We start from the raw sequence: 17,586 nt of genomic DNA on the forward strand, positions 1-17,586 counted from the left end.
TGATCGTGACAGACTTAACTTATGTTCGTATTAGCGGAAAATGATATTATATCTGTTTTATTACTATGCTCTAATTCAAACTTACGCGGAGCAGAACTTGTTCTTTAGGTCATTCGTTTGGATTTTTATTGAAATTTCTTATCTCATATAAGAGAAAGCACCCCACTTAAGATTATATCTAAATTTTATTGTTTCTTTTTTCCACACATATAGATGATTTATATATTTTTTTGAGAAATCATTAATCATATACCCGAAGTGAATTTAAATCGACAAAAAAATAAAAAAAACTATAAAAATAGATTATTGGATCACCACTCGGACTTAGTGACAAAACCATTTGAACCATAAGATTTAACTGACCAATTATCTCCTACTATTGATTTAATCTCATTAAGCGTATGACCTCAGTGAATTATGTAATATAACTTCAAAAGAGTTTAATTTTCATTGGACATTTCCAGCTCTTTCGCAGTCAACTTCATTCCATCTAAAGCCTGTTCCTCTCATTTCAATAATTTCACCGCATAAAAAAAGTCCTAGAAGTAGAATTTCCACTCTAACTTTCAGAACTTTTTCCATTATTATTTATCAATAGCTAATTTAAGTCCAATTGTTTTCTTAATTCAGCAATGGCTTTTTGTCTTTCTTCTTCCAAAATACCTTGATAAGAAATTCCTTCCTCACCGGTAAATCCATCTCCAGTAAATCCTTCACCTTGCAATTGGTAACTTTCAATATTATCTAGTGCTTTTTGATAATTTTTCATCAATAGAATCATCTGATCAAGGGTCATGTCCGTCTGTCCATTTTCACCAATCACATCTAATAACTCTTGATAACGAAAAACGTTTTTTATTGACGTCAATTCTTTTACTAGTTCAATAGTCACTTCTCGCTGTCTTTTTTGTCTACCATAATCACCTAAAGGATCTTCATAGCGCATTCTAGCATATTGAAGTGTTTCCCATCCGTTCAAATGTTGTTTTCCTTGAGGATAATGAATTCCTTCAGCATCAAACTCAAAATCATTATTAACTGTCACACCTCCGACAGCGTCTCCCAATGAAGCTAGTCCATCCATATTAATGACGAAATAATGATTAATTGGTATATCTAAATATTGTTCCACCGTGTCAACCATCATTTCTTCACCACCGAAAGAGTGGGCATGATTAATCTTGTCATAAGCGCCATCTTTACCAACGATTTCTACATAAGCATCTCTTGGAATACTAGTAATTGTTGTTTGTTTTAGCTGATCGTTAACAGTGACTACCATAATTGTATTTGCTCGAAAGTCTGTTTTTCGCTTTGAATCATTTGCAATCCCTAAAAGTAAAAAACTAACAGGTTCATTACTCTCTAATTCTACTGTTTTAGTAGGTCTATTAAGAGGCTGATAGATTTTATCTGCGGTTTTTTGAACATTTCTAAATACACTAGCTGCATAAAAAGAGGTTCCCGTAACAATCACCAAAATGATCGTTAATACACTTAATACTATTCGTTGTATAAATTTTGTTTTTGCCTCAGTTGTTGAGAATTTTTTGTTTAGATATATTTTTTGAAGACAAATGTATGAACCATTCACCCAAGTATAACTTAGAAGAAATCCTCCTATGACATCACTAGGATAGTGAACTCTTAAATAGATTCGACTCAGTCCAATTAATAAGACATACACTAGCAATGCTATTTTTAGTACTTGATATTTTTTTTGATCTTTTGAATACACTATTGGTAAGATCAATAAAACAGAACACACTAGACACATTGCTAAAAGAGAGTGACCACTTGGAAAACTGTACGAAGTCCTTTCAGCCAATTGTTCTACGTTCGGTCTTGTTCGAGCAATAGAGTGTTTGAGAATAAATCCTAAGACGCTAACCACAAACACATTGCTACTCATCCAAAATGCTAAAATTCTTTGCTTTTTTCTCCATAGAAGGAAAGAAAAAAGGAAACTTACAGCGAATATCGGAACAATCGTAGCTGTTTTAGCAAATGAATTAATGATATTCGTAACGAGCTCATTAGGTTTCCAATTAAATTTATAAATAGATGAATCTAAATAATTAAACCATGAACTATTATTGACTACTAAAAAAGTGAGCACTAAAAAAAACAGTAAACCTAAGATTGCAGGCGTTAACTTTTTTTCTTTCGACGTATACATGTGATAAATCCCTTCATTGTTGCATTCAGTTTATTTTTGCTTATCAAATTATTTGGATAAAATAAATATTTTGATTATTTTATGAATTTACATTTATAAAAAAATAAAATAACACTTAAAATCATATTTCAAAAGACATACGTATTCTAACAGAGTATTTCTTAATTATTCGTGTATGCGCGAAAGTAGATAACTAAAGATTATGTACTTGATTATCAATTCTATCGTAAGAAAACAAAAAAGCCAAACAATTCACTACGACGTTTGACGTTCAATCAATCTCATCGTCCGAGTTTTAGCACTATACAACGTAAAGAAAAGTTCTTAGCTATTTTATGAAAAGCCTTAATCCGACAATTCCTATTTTACACATTGGCGTCTTTCGACGTTGCTGCGCAATAGCTTATGTTTGTATAGGAGCCTCACCTAACAAGGTTAGTTAATTATTTATTTTTTAAATAATAACGCTGAAAAGAATATTTTTCAAGTAATTTTAAAAGTCTTTATTTTTTCTTAATTAAAAAAATGGCTCTATACTTTCTGATATTGGTGAGAAATCACCGGCATCTTTTTTAATGTCAAATAATAGAAAAGACACCTTTATATTCTTTAGAATGAAGTCGGCTAAAACATTACTTTCGATGAATTTTTTTAAAAAAAGAACGCATTAAGGGTCGAATCTGCCAAGTATTTTCTGGTACATTGATTATTTAGTTCACTCTTGTCCTCATCGTGGCATCAAAGAAGACACAAACCTTATTGAAAAGTGCTACTTGATCTCGAAGAAAGCTTCACTTTCTTCGAGATCATCTAAAAATACCACGTCTATGAGCAAAATTGCCGTCAAAAGAAGGTCTCTGTTTCTTCTGTTTATCGCGTATTGAAACAGTTCTATGAACCCCAAAAAATTAATCGGCTATTCTTGCCAGAAACCCTTGTAAACAGATCTTTCCCGCATAAAGCATCACTGATATTCTTTCCACCTGTGCTTAGCCCCAAAGCCACCATAATTGGTAACGGTAATGCGCCGTTTATGGCTAAGAGTACAGCTAAATCCTTTATTTCTTCTTTTCTAGAATAGTAATCAAAAGAGGTATCCGCAAAAGCCATATTTTTATACTCTTCAAAACTAACATCACCGATTTGTTGCTTCATCTGATTATATTCTACACGAAGATAGTCCGTTAGGGGAGAACTATTTCCTAAAAGATCTTCTAGTGTCACTTTCATTTTTGGCATAGCGACACCTTCGCTATTTACGCCGTTAGAAAATGACCCTCTTGCCATTGTTTCGTAGCCCATGATGTTCATGTTACTTAATTTCTCTATCAAGGAATCCATCGCATTGTAAAATGGCTGATCTACTCCGCCAGAAAGTGTGTCTGGTACATGTTGAATAGCTTGTTGTAATAAGATTAATCGGTTTTCTAATTCTTCATAATTTGTATTACTAGCTGTATCTATGTCTATAGCGTGATCCACATCATATGTGTCGCAAAAGCTTTTTGCATCATCACTGATACGATCCGCTTCTGCGAGCCATTGGAATAGACCTGAGCTGGTTAATAGGACGATTCCTTCAGATAGCGATTGCCACTCACCTTCTTTATATTTTACATCTTTCATACCTACCCTCATTTCCTAAAACTACTGACTATTATTTCTCCTTTGACTTTATGTCGCTACTGACCGATTGATCCAACTCCACAAAGGTTTCTCCTGCATAGGTCACATACTCTCCTAATCGAGCATAATGGGAAATCAATTCTTCCATGCGAGCTGTCACAACATTGAACAGTGCGACTTGTCCTTGCGCCATTCCTTCCACATAATACTCACTTCCTGTAATAGTTTGTAAGGAACTGTAGGATGATTCTAATTCGCTAACAACGCTTTGAATCTTACTTGTAATATCGGATAACTCACCAGGATTCACTGTAATTTTATCTGCCAAACCAATTCACCAGCCCTTCCGTTTTATCTTTTGGTCCTTCATAAGGAATTTTTAATTGGTCAACTAGCCAGTTATTGACCCAAAACTGACTGACTCTTTTTAATTGTTCATTGTCCAATCGATACAACGTCCCTTGAGACACTAACAAAGCATATTCAGCTTTAGCCAAGTTCTTCGCTTGCTTCTGAATGCTTCCTAGAACGACTGCGGCATCGACGCCTTGTTTCTGTAACTCTTCTAAGGTTAGTCGCGCTCGTCTTGAACGAAATTCTTTTTCCTTCATCGGTTCATTAGCCATATAAATCTAAAAAAACATAACATTTTGTAAAAAGTTCATATTTATTTAGATTAATCGGCTATTAGGGATGAAAATAGCCTTAACTGAATTAAAAAAAGACACTTTCCAACTAATAGAAAGTGTCGTGTCTTGAACTTTTGTACAATAAATACAGCTAGCTTTTTTAGCTACTGGCAACTTGATTAGTGAGTTACTTCTTAACTAGTCAAGGCTTTACTAACTGACACTAATCAGGTAGTAAAGTGCCTTTTGTATTTAATTTTCAATGTAACTTTCAGCATCATCAATAAAAAATGCTAATTTCAAATCAGGATACTTTTTATCAAGTTCTCTCAAACAAGAAATAAATTTTCTACTTTGTAATTTTTCGGAAACATCATCAAAAACCGAACTAATTAATAATATATCTTCTTTAGAACAGTTCTTCAAATAATTGATAGTTTCATCTTCACTTATGGATAAAATATTGGTCAAGTTTGCCCAACTTTTTTCAAGCCCAAAGTCATCTTCTTCATTTATACTTCTTCGTTCTTCTAAATTTTCTTTAATTTGATTAGATATATTCATAATTTTTCTCCCAATTAAATAATTATTTATGGTTGTTTCGTACCATCTGGAAAAATGGTTCCAATTTTTCCATCAGTTTTTATTATACCAACTCGTACACCATTATAATCTCCAAAAATAACTTCACCATTTTTAGCACTTGCAAAGTTTGGTTGGCTAGTAATATGTTGTCCTGCACTCTCTATATCTTTACTTGTCCAATTTTCTGGAAACCATGATTGCCCTGTTCCAGTACGTTTAGATGGTGTTTTATGGTGTGGTACATTTCCAGTTCTAACACCATTAGGGTAAGTTTTTTCAATATTTATTTCAAACCCATTTTCTTTTAAGAAATCAATGTTAGATTGTCCATGTCCGCCACCTTTCATTTTGGACACTTTACCTGTAGAAGGATTGACAGTAAAATCTCCGACATTTGCATGTTTCAAACTTTGTTCAGGAATTTCAACTTTAGGTACTTTAGCCCCACTGGCTTTCTCTGAAACAACCACCTTCGTCGTTCCTTTTCGTGGTCTAAGTCCTTTATACGTTCCATACCCCGCCAAGGCTACATCCGCAATGCCCGATAATCCTCGTAAAATACGGTCTCCTGCAGATAGCTTTTTGCCTGTAAATAGATCTTTTCCTCGCCACGCATCACTGATATTCTTTCCACCAGAAGTCAGTCCTAACGCCACCATGACTGGCCACGGTAATGCGCCGCCTATTGCTAGTAATGCACCATTTATCACTAATGTTACAGCTAAATCCTTTATTTCTTCTTTTCTAGAATAGTAATCAAAAGAGGTATCCGCAAAAGCCATTCTTTTATAGTCTTCAAAACTGACTTCACCGATTTGTTGCTTCATCTGATTATATTCTACACGAAGATAGTCCGTTAGGGGAGAACTATTTCCTAAAAGGTCTTCTAATGTCACTTTCATTTTAGGCATGGCGACACCGGCACTATTTACGCCGTTAGAAAATGACCCTCTTGCCATTGTTTCGTAGCCCATGATGTTCATGTTACTTAATTTTTCTATCAAAGAATCCATCGCATTGTAAAATGGCTGATCTACACTACCAGAAAGTGTGTCTGGTACATGCTGAATGGCTTGTTGTAATAAGATTAATCGGTTTTCTAATTCTTCATAATTTGTATTACTAGCTGTATCTATGTCTATAGCGTGATCCACATCATATGTGTCGCAAGAGCTTTTTGCGTCATCACTGATACGATCCGCTTCTGCGAGCCATTGGAATAGACCTGAGCTGGTTAATAGGACGATTCCTTCAGATAACGATTGCCACTCACCTTCTTTATATTTTACATCTTTCATACCTACCCTCATTTCCTAAAACTACTGACTATTATTTCTCCTTTGACTTTATGTCGCTACTGACCGATTGATCCAACTCCACAAAGGTTTCTCCTGCATAGGTCACATACTCTCCTAATCGAGCATAATGGGAAATCAATTCTTCCATGCGAGCTGTCACAACATTGAACAGTGCGACTTGTCCTTGCGCCATTCCTTCCACATAATACTCACTTCCTGTAATAGTTTGTAAGGAACTGTAGGATGATTCTAATTCGCTAACAACGCTTTGAATCTTACTTGTAATATCGGATAACTCACCAGGATCTACTGTAATTTTATCTGCCAAACCAATTCACCAGCCCTTCCGTTTTATCTTTTGGTCCTTCATAAGGAATTTTTAATTGGTCAACTAGCCATTTATTGACCCAAAACTGACTGACTCTTTTTAATTGTTCATTGTCCAATCGATACAACGTCCCTTGAGACACTAACAAAGCATATTCAGCTTTAGCCAAGTTCTTCGCTTGCTTCTGAATGCTTCCTAGAACGACTGCGGCATCGATGCCTTGTTTCTGTAACTCTTCTAAGGTTAGTTGCGCTCGTCTTGAACGAAATTCTTTTTCTTCTTCTGTCCCTTCTCTACGCAAAATCGAATACTCCACAAGCCATTGTCCTAAAAGGGTTTCTGGTTCTTGAATCGTTAATTGATAGCCTTCTTCTTCTCTTTTCAAAACGATCGCTTGCTCACCTGTTGCGACATAGTACGTTTTATCTAAACAGATATAGGTTTCCGATTGCCCATAGCGTTCCATCAATGAAGCAACCAAATAGCCTTTTTTGGTTAGTTTGCCTTCTGCTAACAGCTCTTTCTTTTCCAAACGCTCGATGCCTTTCGGAACGACTGTCGTGTGATTGAATCGATAGGTCGTTAGTTGCGGCACACCAAATAGTTCCACTTGTCCCACCATATCGGCTAATACTACTAGCTCTTCTTCAGAAAAAATCGTCATCGTTGCCTCCTAAATCCCTCGTATTTCGCCCATTTTCGACGAATCAAACGAAGCAATATCCTTTTGTAGTTCTGTGACCGCTTTTTTATAACTCTTCACGCATTTCGCTAAGTCTTCATGGTATTGTTTGACGATGCCTAAATACATCAAATAGCTATCTTTCGATTCACCTGTCCATGTCTGATCATAGCCACTGCTGCTGGAAACAAGAGCTTTCGCTACATCCAGAGAAGCACGCATTGCACTTTCTGCTTTTGATGCACTACGGATCACTTCAGAAAGACCGTCTGATTTTATCTCTATATTGCTCATTCGTGTATTGCCTCCTCACCCTAACTATCTTGGGATAATTTCATTATTTTTAAGCGCTTCTTGTTGTTTCCGTATCTTTTCTTGTGTTTGTCTCGCTATTTCTTGATGATACTCGTCCTCACGCTTTTTCTCTGCTATATAAAGATCTCCATAGTGTTGCGCTTTTGTTTCTGCTGTGGTGACACCGTCTGAGATACTGTCATTTCGACTTTTTATTTTTTTACTTAATGACTGTAGTTCTTCTAGCAGCTCGCTTACTTTATTCAACGTATCTTGATTTGGGATTCCGTCTGCAGTTGAGACGCTCGTAAACTTTCCTTCGGCAGAAGATCGTGTTGTCTCCAATTGATCTAAATAGGAAGAGTGTTCGGTTACTGCAGTCGATAATTCTGTTTTAAGTGTGGTGTACTTTTGCTTTTTTTCTAGATATTCGCTGGTTAAAAACATGCATTTACTCCTTATATACTATTTACTTCTATAAAAATTTTACCAAACATATAGAATAATAACAATAACTAAAATAATTTAATAAAATACCTTATGTTAAATTCAATGTTTTTCATTCTAAACTTATCTTGAAATTTTTAGAGAATGATACCTTTTTAAAAATTTGGAGTGTTAATTTTTCGAGTAAAGAAAAAGAAGTGAGGTTGGAATAAAAGTACAATGTACTTTTATTCCAACCTCACTTCTTTTTGTTGCTTTACTCGTCTTACTCTTCAAATTGTGAATTATACAGCGAAGCGTAATAGCCACCTTGAGCAAGTAATTCTTCATGTGTTCCTTGTTCTTTGATATCTCCATCTTGCATATAGAGAATCTTATCAGCATCTTTGATTGTTGATAAACGGTGAGCGATAACAAATGACGTACGACCCGCCATTAAATTATTCATAGCGTCTTGAATCAAGCTTTCTGTTCTAGTGTCAACAGATGACGTTGCTTCATCAAGAATTAAAATGGGTTTGTCTGCTAAAATCGCACGAGCTATCGTCAATAACTGTTTTTGACCTTGAGAGATATTTGAAGATTCTTCATTTAATTCCATGTCATAACCACCAGGTAAGGTTTGGATAAAATGATGAACATGTGCAGCTTTTGCTGCAGCGTATACCTCTTCATCCGTTGCATCTAAACGACCATAACGGAGGTTCTCCATAATAGTTCCTTTAAATAACCAAGTATCTTGTAGAACCATTCCAATATTTTTACGCAAATCTGCTCGGTTAAAGTCTTTGATATTATGACCATCGATTTTAATCACACCAGACGTAACATCGTAAAAACGCATTAATAATTTGACCATAGTCGTTTTTCCTGCGCCGGTTGGTCCGACGATTGCCACGGTTTGACCTGGATCTACGTGAGAACTGAAGTCATTGATAATGATTTTATCTGGTGTATACCCAAAACGAACATGTTCAAAATCAACTATTCCTTTAGCTTTATCTATTTTAACTGGGTTTTGTACAGTTTGTTCTTCTTCATCCTCTTCAAGAAATTCAAAAACACGTTCAGCTGCTGCAGTCATTGATTGAAGTAAGTTAGATACTTGAGCCAATTGAGCAATAGGTTGTGTTAAATTACGAACGTATTGGATGAACGCTTGAATATCACCGACTGTAATCGTTCCATTGTAAGCTAAGATTCCACCAAAAATTGCCACCGCAACATAACCAAGATTCCCCACAAAGTTCATGATTGGCTGCATCAATCCTGAAAGAAATTGAGATTTCCAAGCAGATTTGAACAAAACATCATTTTGTTTTTTAAATTCTTTAAGTGAATTTTCTTCATCGTTGAATAAACGTACAATATTGTATCCGCCGACCGTTTCTTCCACTTTACCATTGATCACACCAAGATATTCTTGTTGCGTTTTAAAATATTTTTGAGAGTTTTTTACAACTATCAATATTAAGATCATAGAAATTGGTACAATCAAGATCGCAATACCTGTCATCTGTACAGAAATTGATAGCATCATTACGATAACCCCAATGATGGTAAAAACAGATGTAATCAGTTGTGTGATAGATTGGTTTAGCGATTGGCCTAGAGTATCCACATCGTTAGTAATCCGTGATAAAACTTCACCTGTTGTACGACTCTCAAAATAATTCATTGGCATGCGATTGATTTTTTCTGAAATTTCTTTACGCATCCGGTACGTGATTTTTTGTGAAATTGTTGACATGATCCAGCCTTGAATAATCCCAAAAGCTGAAGCAACTAAGTATAGTCCTAACATAAATAGTAAAATTCCACCAATTTTATCAAAATCGATACCACCAGTTCCTTGATACTTTTTAATTAAACCGTTGAATAACTCTGTGATTGCTTGTGATAAGATTTTTGGACCCCAGATATTAAATACGGTTGAAGCAATCGCAAAGATCATTACAAAGAATACAGGAATTTTGTACGCACCAATATAGGAAAGTAATTTCTTTAGTGTGCCTTTAAAATCTTTTGGTTTTTCAACTGGAGCAATTTGTCCAGGACCGCCGCCTCGACCGCCTCGTGGGCGATTTTGTTGTTGTTCTGCCATTATATTTGCTCCTCCCTACTCAGCTTCCTCTATGCCTAATTCAGCATTACTCAATTGTGATTGAGCAATTTCTTGATAGACAGTGGATGATTTCATTAATTCTTCATGTGTTCCATGATCTACTACACGACCTTCGTTTAATACGATAATGTTATCAGCATGAAGGATTGTAGAGATTTTTTGAGCAACAATGATCTGTGTTGCCCCTTTGATATTTTCAGATAGGGCTTTTCGTAACGCCACATCCGTTTTATTATCTAGTGCTGAGAATGAATCGTCAAAGATCAAGATTTTAGGATTTTTCGCTAAGGCACGTGCAATGGATAGACGTTGTTTTTGTCCACCAGAAACATTCGTTCCACCTTGAGAAATTTCACGATTATAGCCTTTTTCATTTGAATCGATGAATTCTTCAGCTTGCGCAATTTCAGCTGCTTTTCGCATTTGTTCATCTGATATATTCGCATCACCAAACTTAATGTTTGAGGCAATATCCCCTGAGAACAAGATCCCTTTTTGGGGTACAAATCCAATGATTTCATGTAATTTGTGCAAGCTCATTTCACGAATATCGATGCCATCGATCGTAATTCGTCCACCAGTTACGTCAAACAAGCGCGGAATTAAGTTAACGATCGTTGATTTACCTGAACCAGTTGAACCGATCAGAGCGGTTGTTTGCCCTGGTTTTGCTATAAAGTTGATGTGATGTAATACATCTTCATCAGCATCTCCATAACGGAATTCTACTGCTTCAAATTTCACTTCCCCTTTAAAGTTGTGATCATCTTTAGGATGTTCTGGATCTTTGATCGTCGGCTCAGTTTCAAGAACTTCTTCCACCCGACCAGCTGCAACGTTGGCACGAGGTAAAATAATTGAAACCATTGATAACATCATAAATGCCATGACTATCTGCATTGTGTATGTGATAAATGCCATCATATCTCCAACTTGCAATTGACCGTTGTTCATATTATGTCCGCCTACCCAAACGATTAAAACAGAAATACCGTTCATTAATAGCATCATAATTGGCATCATAATCGACATCGCACGGTTAACAAATAATTGCGTTTTCATCAAATTAGTATTCGCAACATCAAAACGTTTTTCTTCAAATTTTTCACGAGAAAATGCGCGAATAACAGGTAAGCCTGTAATAATTTCACGAGAAACCAAGTTCACTCTATCCACTAAGTTTTGCAAAGCTTTAAACTTAGGCATTGTTGTTAATAGCAAGCTTGATACTAAAATTAGAACAGCACCAACAGCTACACCAACAATCCATCCCATACCGGTTCCTGTTTGATGTACATTGTAAATCCCGCCGATACCAAGAATTGGTGCATATAAAACGATACGCATGATCATGACAATCCCCATTTGCATTTGCTGGATATCATTCGTATTACGTGTAATTAATGACGCTGGAGAGAACTTTTCCATTTCAGTATTTGAAAATTGTAACGTCCGTTCATATTGACCGACACGCAAATTTCGACCGACAGAAGCCGCCACAAGAGAAGCGATCAATCCAACTATGATTGCAGCTACAGCTGAAATCATAGTTAGCATAACCATTTTCGTTCCCGTTTTGACCATATAATCTGTTTGGATCTGTTTTGTATTCATATCAAGTGCTTTATACTCAGCAAGTGTTAATTGGATCCCTACTGTTTTCATTGAATCTGCGCCTAAATCGCCTAGCTCTTTTTTAGTAGCTTTACGAGCCGCTATAACTTTGTCTGGCATAGCATCAGTTCTGGTTTTAATTGAATCAGCTAATTTTTTTGCTTCGGCACCTTTTGCTTGCGCTTGAGTGGCTAGTTCTTGGGCTTCCGCGCCTTTTTCAGTTGCAGTAACAACATCTGTTGCTAAAGCTGCCGCTTCACCTGCAGCTTTAGCTTTTTCACCTAAGGTTGTCGCTTCTTCACCAATTTTTTGGGCTTTAGCAGCCTCTTTTCCAATCGCTTTATACTCATCTATAATTGCTTTTGCTTCATTACCACTAGATGAATCCTTTGATTGAGAAGAAGCTAGCATCATCATTGGGAGATTAAAAATACCTGAAAGCTTTGCTTCTGTCATTCCATCTTGAAGGTCTAATTTATAGACTTCAATTTCTTTACCGTCGATTTTTTCAGTTGTTCGTTTATAGTTGTCTTCAATTGTTTCTTTTTCATCATCCGTCATGAACATTTCAATTCCTTGAAGAGATGTTTTCCTGATTTTTTCAGGTGTGGAGTATTCAAGCCCTCCTTGTTGAATACCGACATCGACGATACCCGATGTTAACTTTGGTAAGCTTAAATCACTATTTGCCTGTACAACTAAAAGCACAAGAACTGCGATGACCGCATACCAGTATTTGCCAAGATATTTGAAAATCTTCACTATTGGTCACCTTCCTCTTTCTGGGAAATTTGTTGGGAGTAGTCTACGAATTTTGCAGTCAGCTTAATGAACTGTTTTGTATCTTTTTCTCCCATTAGTTTAAAAATTTGAACGATCTTATCGCGCATTTCTTTCTTTTGAAGCTTAGCTACTTTTTTACCGGACTCAGTTAAAGTAACGTGAATACGGCGACGATCATCAGGGTCCATCTTACGTTCTATTTGACCTTTTTTTTCCAAACTGCCTAGGACTACTGCAATACGCGCACTAGATAGATTCAGTGATTCAGCTAGATGCTTTGGACTAGTTGGCTCACCATAACGCGCAAGAAATTTGATAACAATACTTTCACCTTGATTGCTCTTTTCTAGCCTACTAAATGCACTATGTCGATTTTGTACCATTAGACGTATAAGCTCTTGTTCGGCCTCTTCTGCGTATGACATACGACTCCTCCTTTTTTTCAAAATAATTACTTTTACCATTAATAGCTAATAGCGTTAGTAACTAATGCTGTTTGATATTAACGCAAATAGCTTTCGATGTCAATAGGATTGAATTAAAAAAATAAATGAATACGATTTTATTTAAAAATCTTAAAAAATATTCTAAAAATCAAATGATTTAGCATTTTTTTTAAAGAGCGGTTGCGAATAAACGTCGGGAGAAGAAGCAACTACTTTGCTTTGATTACATGAAATTCTAAGTACTAAAGCAACAGCTTTTGAAGGCTTCTGATATGAGTCGATTTTGCACTATACTTTCTACACTATATTCCTACCTTTTAATTTTTTGCTACTTCTAACGACTGAATTCACTTTATAGCGAACCCATTTTAAAAGTATTTCAAATTAAAAAAATTGATTATTTTCTATTAAAATACAGACACTCAGATAATGTCTTGGTAAACATTATCTGAGTGTCTGTATTTTTCTAGATAGCTCAATTAGTTTTATTATCTAAGCTTATTCTGCATTCAAAGCAGCCATGGTTATATAGTTATAGGGTTGATTAAAATGTGGTAAAAAGAATAGATCTAAAAGTTTTAGTTCATCAATGGTCATTCTTTTTTGTATCGCAAGAGAAAACAGATGAATAGCCATTGAGATATCTGCTCGAGAGGACATCTGTGCCCCAACAATACGACGAGTGCTTTTTTCATAAACAATTCGGATCGCAACGGAAGCATTTTCTGTCATAAATGCTGGCTTTTGCAAATCAGTATAATCTGTATACAAAACTTCCATGTGGTGCTTTTGGACAGCCTCTACAGAAAGTCCAGTAGAAACCATATTTAAGCCAAAAATAGAAATACCATTTGAGCCTTGAACACCAGTAGAGGCAAGTGCTGTTCCACCGACATTATGACCAGCAACAATACCAGATCTTACAGCATTTGTAGCTAACGCGATATAGGTGGTTTTCCCTAATGCATTGGAGTATAGAGTAGCACAATCTCCTACTGCATACACGGAAGGGTCACTTGTCTGCTGATATTCATCAACAAGATACGCTCCATTTGCAAATAACTCTAAATGATTCTTTCCTAGTCCATTGTTTGGCAAAAAACCAATAGCGTTAATGACTAAATCCACTGTGTATTCACCTTTATTTGTTACGATTGCTTCGACTTTTTTTGATCCTTTATAAGCAGTAGCAATTTCATCAAAGTGTAACTCAATACCATTATCAGATAAATTAAGATCCATCTCATCTGTAAATTCTGGATCATAATAGCTTGATAATGAACGTTGGGCGCCATCAAACAGTAACACTTCTTTTCCACGTCGTTTGATTGCTTCCGCGATTTCAACACCAATATAACCTGCGCCAATCACCGCAATTTTTTTAATTGAAGGTAAGCCCACTAGCTGGTCTACCGCTTGTCCATCCTGAAATTTCTTTAAAAAATGAATATTTTCTAATGTATTACCAGGTATTTGTGGTGTGATCGGAATGGAGCCTGTTGCCAAAATTAACTGATCGTATTCTTTACAAAAATGTGTACCGTTGCTTGCTTTACAAAAGACCTTTTTCGCATAAAAATCAATTCTTTCAACAGCGGTTTCCAAATAAACTTTAGCACCTTTTTCTTCAAACTGTTCTTTCGTCGTATAAAACAATTGTTCATATGATTCAATTTGTCTGCCGACCCAAAGTGCTGTTCCACACCCTAAATAACTAAGGTTCGAATTTTGATCGATCATTGTCACTTCTTGATCTGAGTAATGTTCTAATAATGTATTCGCAGCCGCAATTCCTGCATGGTTTGAGCCAATAATTATAGTTCTTTTCATTTTGTCCTCCTTATATTGAATAAAAAAAGTGTGGGACAAAACTTAAATCAGGTTTGTCTCGCACTTTAAAACTGAATAAATGGTAGCCCAAAGTCAGGTTCTTTCGTAATCTCGTGAAAATCAAGCAATACAAAAAACGTATTGTTCGATTTTCACGCAATTGTTCGAACCTAATCGACTGTTGTCTCAACCGCTTTTCAGAATATTCGTTATTATGCTTGCGCGATAGGCAAGATATTTTCAACTTCTGAGTGTGGACGAGGAATTACGTGAACAGATAATAGTTCACCTACACGTTGAGCCGCTGCTGCTCCTGCATCAGTCGCTGCTTTTACAGCGCCAACATCTCCACGTACCATCACTGTCACGATGCCACCGCCAACTAATTCTTTTCCTACTAATGATACATTGGCTGCTTTGACCATTGCGTCTGCTGCCTCGATTGAACCGATTAATCCTTTTGTTTCGACCATTCCTAGTGCATCTGATTTCATTATTATTTCCTCCTAAGATTCTATATATTATTTTTTTTGATCACAATTTCAGTATTGGGTGTTATCCCAAGAGCATTGGCTTCTTCGGTATCAATGTGACATTCTAAGCCAGAATTTTCAACCGCTCGAATAATAACATTCGCTAAACTACCGCCTCGTTCTCCAGAAAATTCGATTGTCACAGCTTCACCATCGTGAACGCCAAATTGACTCGCTTCATATGGCAACATATGAATGTGACGTTTTGCAACAACAACGCCTTCAATGATTTCTGCAGAACCTTTCGGACCGATCAAGGTTACATTTCCTGAACCTACTAAATCTCCTGATAAGCGTAAAGGAGCTTTGACACCTAATTTAAAGGAATCACTTTGCAAAATTTCCACCTGGGTTTGTTTTCTTACAGGACCTAAAATACGAACCTTTTCAATTGCTCCTTTAGGGCCGCAAACCATCACTGTTTCCTTACTGGCAAATTGCCCAGGTTGGGAGAGATCTTTCAATTTTGTTAATTGATACCCATAACCAAATAATTTCTCTACATCCTGTTGAGATAAGTGAATATGACGATTTGAAATGCCAACTGGTATCCGTTTAGAACCTGATGCTACTGCTGTTTTCGTTTGATTTGTTTCAGCCAGTTTTTCTAGTAGCTTACCCAGTAACTCTTCATAATTATCCAACTTCATCACTCCCTTTTTCAGTTATTCATACTAGCTAACACTTGGCGAACCACATTTGCCAGTGTTTCTACATCTGTATCATTGATAGCAGTTGTATCAGCCGGTCGCAATGTTGGTGTTGTATTGGTTGAAGCGCCTTGTGTTTCAGTTTTTTCATAGGTAAATGTTGGATCATCTTGTACTAATGTCGTGACGTCTTTTAGCCCATACGCCACTTTCTTGATATTCAATAGGTGTTTTGGTCCAACATTTTCTGAAACTGAGCTACCGCCAAAGGTTCCACATCCTAAAGTGAATGAGATTGGCAAGCCTGTACTAATACCAGTTCCCCCTTGACTACCGCCTGTATTTACTAAAATACGAGAGGCTGGTTTCGCTGCAAATTTTAATACGATATCACGATCATTGGTATGCAAACTCATCGTATGACCAATACCATTTTGTAGTAATGCGATACTTAAATCACAAGCTTCTTCCCAATTATTCACCACATAAAAAGCTAAAACAGTTGTAAGTTTTTCAAACGATAATGGATAGCCTGCTCCTACACCGCCTTGTGCACCGATCAAAACTTTCGTCCCATCAGGAACCGTGATTCCAGCAGCTTCTGCAATCACAATTGCACTACGTCCCACAAATTTAGCATTCATCGCATAGCCATTTTTAAACAGTAATTTGCAAACTTTTTCAGTCTCAGCTTCTGTCATAAAATAACCACCTTGTGCGTTTAACTCTTGAATCACTTCATTTTTATTGAGTTCTTCACAAATGATTGATTGTTCGGATGCACAAATCGTTCCATTATCAAACGTTTTGGATGCCATGATTTTCGCTACTGCACTTTTTACATCTGCTGTTCGTTCAATATAGGCAGGTGAATTCCCAGCTCCTACACCTAATGCTGGTTTTCCAGAGCTATATGCTGCTTTTACCATTCCAGGACCACCAGTGGCAATGATCAAGCTCACTTCTTTAGCATGCAGTAACTCATTGGTTCCAGCCATCGTCGGAATCGACAAGCAACTGATGATTCCTTCAGGTGCTCCCGCTGCAATAGCAGCACGATTTAACAAATCAGCTGCTTTTTTTGTACAGTTGACTGCAGTTGGATGAGGTGAAAAAACAATAGCATTTCTTGATTTTAATGCGATCATCGCTTTAAAAATAACGGTTGAAGTTGGATTGGTAGAAGGAATGATGCCTAACACTAATCCTACTGGTTCCGCCACATCAAAAGTTCCTTTTTTACTATCTTCTGAGATGATCCCAATCGTTTTTTCGTCTTTGATTTCTTCGTATAATAATCGTGAAGCCGCATGATTTTTATACGTTTTATCCATTACTTTCCCAAAGCCCGTTTCTTCTACCGCTCGTTCTGCTAAACCAACGGCATACTTACTGGCAGCTTCTTTCATATTTTGTAAAATTTTATCAATTTGTTCTTCAGAAAAAGTCGCAATTTGATCTGCTGCAATTTTCCCTTTGCGTGTTAAATCACGTGCTTCTTGGACAGAACGCAAGTCTTTATCGAACATTTCCATTA

17 protein-coding genes and 1 riboswitch are annotated in these 17,586 nt (G+C 36.4%); all 17 genes read right to left on the reverse strand.

Annotation, left to right across the window (positions count from 1 at the left end; genetic code table 11):
- Nucleotides 1–598 precede the first annotated feature (598 nt).
- The 17 genes from AC4BBR_RS10360 to AC4BBR_RS10440 all read right to left on the reverse strand — a co-directional run bounded on the left by AC4BBR_RS10360 (nt 599) and on the right by AC4BBR_RS10440 (nt 17,584).
- The gene (locus tag AC4BBR_RS10360; RefSeq protein ID WP_490459471.1) at nt 599–2,179 is read right to left on the reverse strand and encodes a phosphatase PAP2/LCP family protein; all 1,581 of its coding nucleotides are present in this window, start codon (nt 2,177–2,179) and stop codon (nt 599–601) included.
- 273 nt (nt 2,180–2,452) lie between these two features.
- Nucleotides 2,453–2,620, reverse strand: a riboswitch (M-box (ykoK) riboswitch).
- A gap of 450 nt (nt 2,621–3,070) precedes the next feature.
- Nucleotides 3,071–3,805 (reverse strand): hypothetical protein, encoded by a 735-nt coding sequence (locus AC4BBR_RS10365; RefSeq protein WP_490459472.1) that lies wholly within the window; start codon nt 3,803–3,805, stop codon nt 3,071–3,073.
- 31 nt (nt 3,806–3,836) lie between these two features.
- Nucleotides 3,837–4,133 (reverse strand): hypothetical protein, encoded by a 297-nt coding sequence (locus AC4BBR_RS10370; RefSeq protein WP_490459473.1) that lies wholly within the window; start codon nt 4,131–4,133, stop codon nt 3,837–3,839.
- Nucleotides 4,123–4,416, reverse strand: a complete 294-nt coding sequence (locus AC4BBR_RS10375) for a hypothetical protein (RefSeq protein WP_490459474.1) — start codon at nt 4,414–4,416, stop codon at nt 4,123–4,125. The genes AC4BBR_RS10370 and AC4BBR_RS10375 overlap by 11 nt, the downstream gene beginning before the upstream one ends.
- A gap of 270 nt (nt 4,417–4,686) precedes the next feature.
- Nucleotides 4,687–4,998, reverse strand: coding sequence for a hypothetical protein (locus AC4BBR_RS10380; RefSeq protein WP_490459475.1), 312 nt, complete (start codon nt 4,996–4,998; stop codon nt 4,687–4,689).
- A 26-nt stretch (nt 4,999–5,024) separates the two neighbouring features.
- Nucleotides 5,025–6,317, reverse strand: a complete 1,293-nt coding sequence (locus tag AC4BBR_RS10385) for an EndoU domain-containing protein (protein ID WP_490459476.1) — start codon at nt 6,315–6,317, stop codon at nt 5,025–5,027.
- Nucleotides 6,318–6,348: 31 nt separating this feature from the next.
- A complete protein-coding gene (locus AC4BBR_RS10390) occupies nt 6,349–6,645 on the reverse strand; it encodes a hypothetical protein (protein ID WP_490459135.1) in 297 nt (98 codons plus the stop codon).
- Complete coding sequence (locus tag AC4BBR_RS10395) at nt 6,635–7,309, reverse strand: DUF5081 family protein (protein ID WP_490459477.1); 675 nt, start codon at nt 7,307–7,309, stop codon at nt 6,635–6,637. The genes AC4BBR_RS10390 and AC4BBR_RS10395 overlap by 11 nt, the downstream gene beginning before the upstream one ends.
- A gap of 9 nt (nt 7,310–7,318) precedes the next feature.
- Nucleotides 7,319–7,621, reverse strand: a complete 303-nt coding sequence (locus AC4BBR_RS10400) for a hypothetical protein (RefSeq protein ID WP_490459478.1) — start codon at nt 7,619–7,621, stop codon at nt 7,319–7,321.
- 24 nt (nt 7,622–7,645) lie between these two features.
- The gene (locus AC4BBR_RS10405) at nt 7,646–8,068 is read right to left on the reverse strand and encodes a hypothetical protein (protein ID WP_490459138.1); all 423 of its coding nucleotides are present in this window, start codon (nt 8,066–8,068) and stop codon (nt 7,646–7,648) included.
- A gap of 265 nt (nt 8,069–8,333) precedes the next feature.
- Nucleotides 8,334–10,172 (reverse strand): ABC transporter ATP-binding protein, encoded by a 1,839-nt coding sequence (locus tag AC4BBR_RS10410; RefSeq protein WP_490459479.1) that lies wholly within the window; start codon nt 10,170–10,172, stop codon nt 8,334–8,336.
- Between the two features lie 15 nt (nt 10,173–10,187).
- Nucleotides 10,188–12,569: an ABC transporter ATP-binding protein gene (locus tag AC4BBR_RS10415; protein ID WP_490459480.1), complete on the reverse strand. Its 2,382-nt coding sequence runs from the start codon at nt 12,567–12,569 to the stop codon at nt 10,188–10,190.
- Complete coding sequence (locus tag AC4BBR_RS10420; protein ID WP_490459481.1) at nt 12,569–13,015, reverse strand: MarR family winged helix-turn-helix transcriptional regulator; 447 nt, start codon at nt 13,013–13,015, stop codon at nt 12,569–12,571. Before AC4BBR_RS10420 ends, AC4BBR_RS10415 begins: the two co-directional genes overlap by 1 nt.
- Nucleotides 13,016–13,534: 519 nt before the next feature.
- Nucleotides 13,535–14,866, reverse strand: coding sequence for a H2O-forming NADH oxidase (gene nox, locus AC4BBR_RS10425; protein ID WP_490459482.1), 1,332 nt, complete (start codon nt 14,864–14,866; stop codon nt 13,535–13,537).
- Between the two features lie 212 nt (nt 14,867–15,078).
- Nucleotides 15,079–15,360 carry an ethanolamine utilization microcompartment protein EutM gene (gene eutM, locus AC4BBR_RS10430; protein ID WP_348922635.1) on the reverse strand — a complete coding sequence of 94 codons (282 nt, stop codon included), beginning with the start codon at nt 15,358–15,360 and terminating at the stop codon, nt 15,079–15,081.
- A gap of 20 nt (nt 15,361–15,380) precedes the next feature.
- Complete coding sequence (locus tag AC4BBR_RS10435; RefSeq protein ID WP_490459483.1) at nt 15,381–16,043, reverse strand: phosphate propanoyltransferase; 663 nt, start codon at nt 16,041–16,043, stop codon at nt 15,381–15,383.
- 17 nt (nt 16,044–16,060) lie between these two features.
- On the reverse strand, nt 16,061–17,584 hold the full coding sequence (locus AC4BBR_RS10440) for an acetaldehyde dehydrogenase (acetylating) (RefSeq protein ID WP_490459484.1): 1,524 nt from the start codon (nt 17,582–17,584) through the stop codon (nt 16,061–16,063).
- Nucleotides 17,585–17,586: the final 2 nt, after the last annotated feature.

The organism is Enterococcus sp. AMC1251, assembly GCF_058216535.1.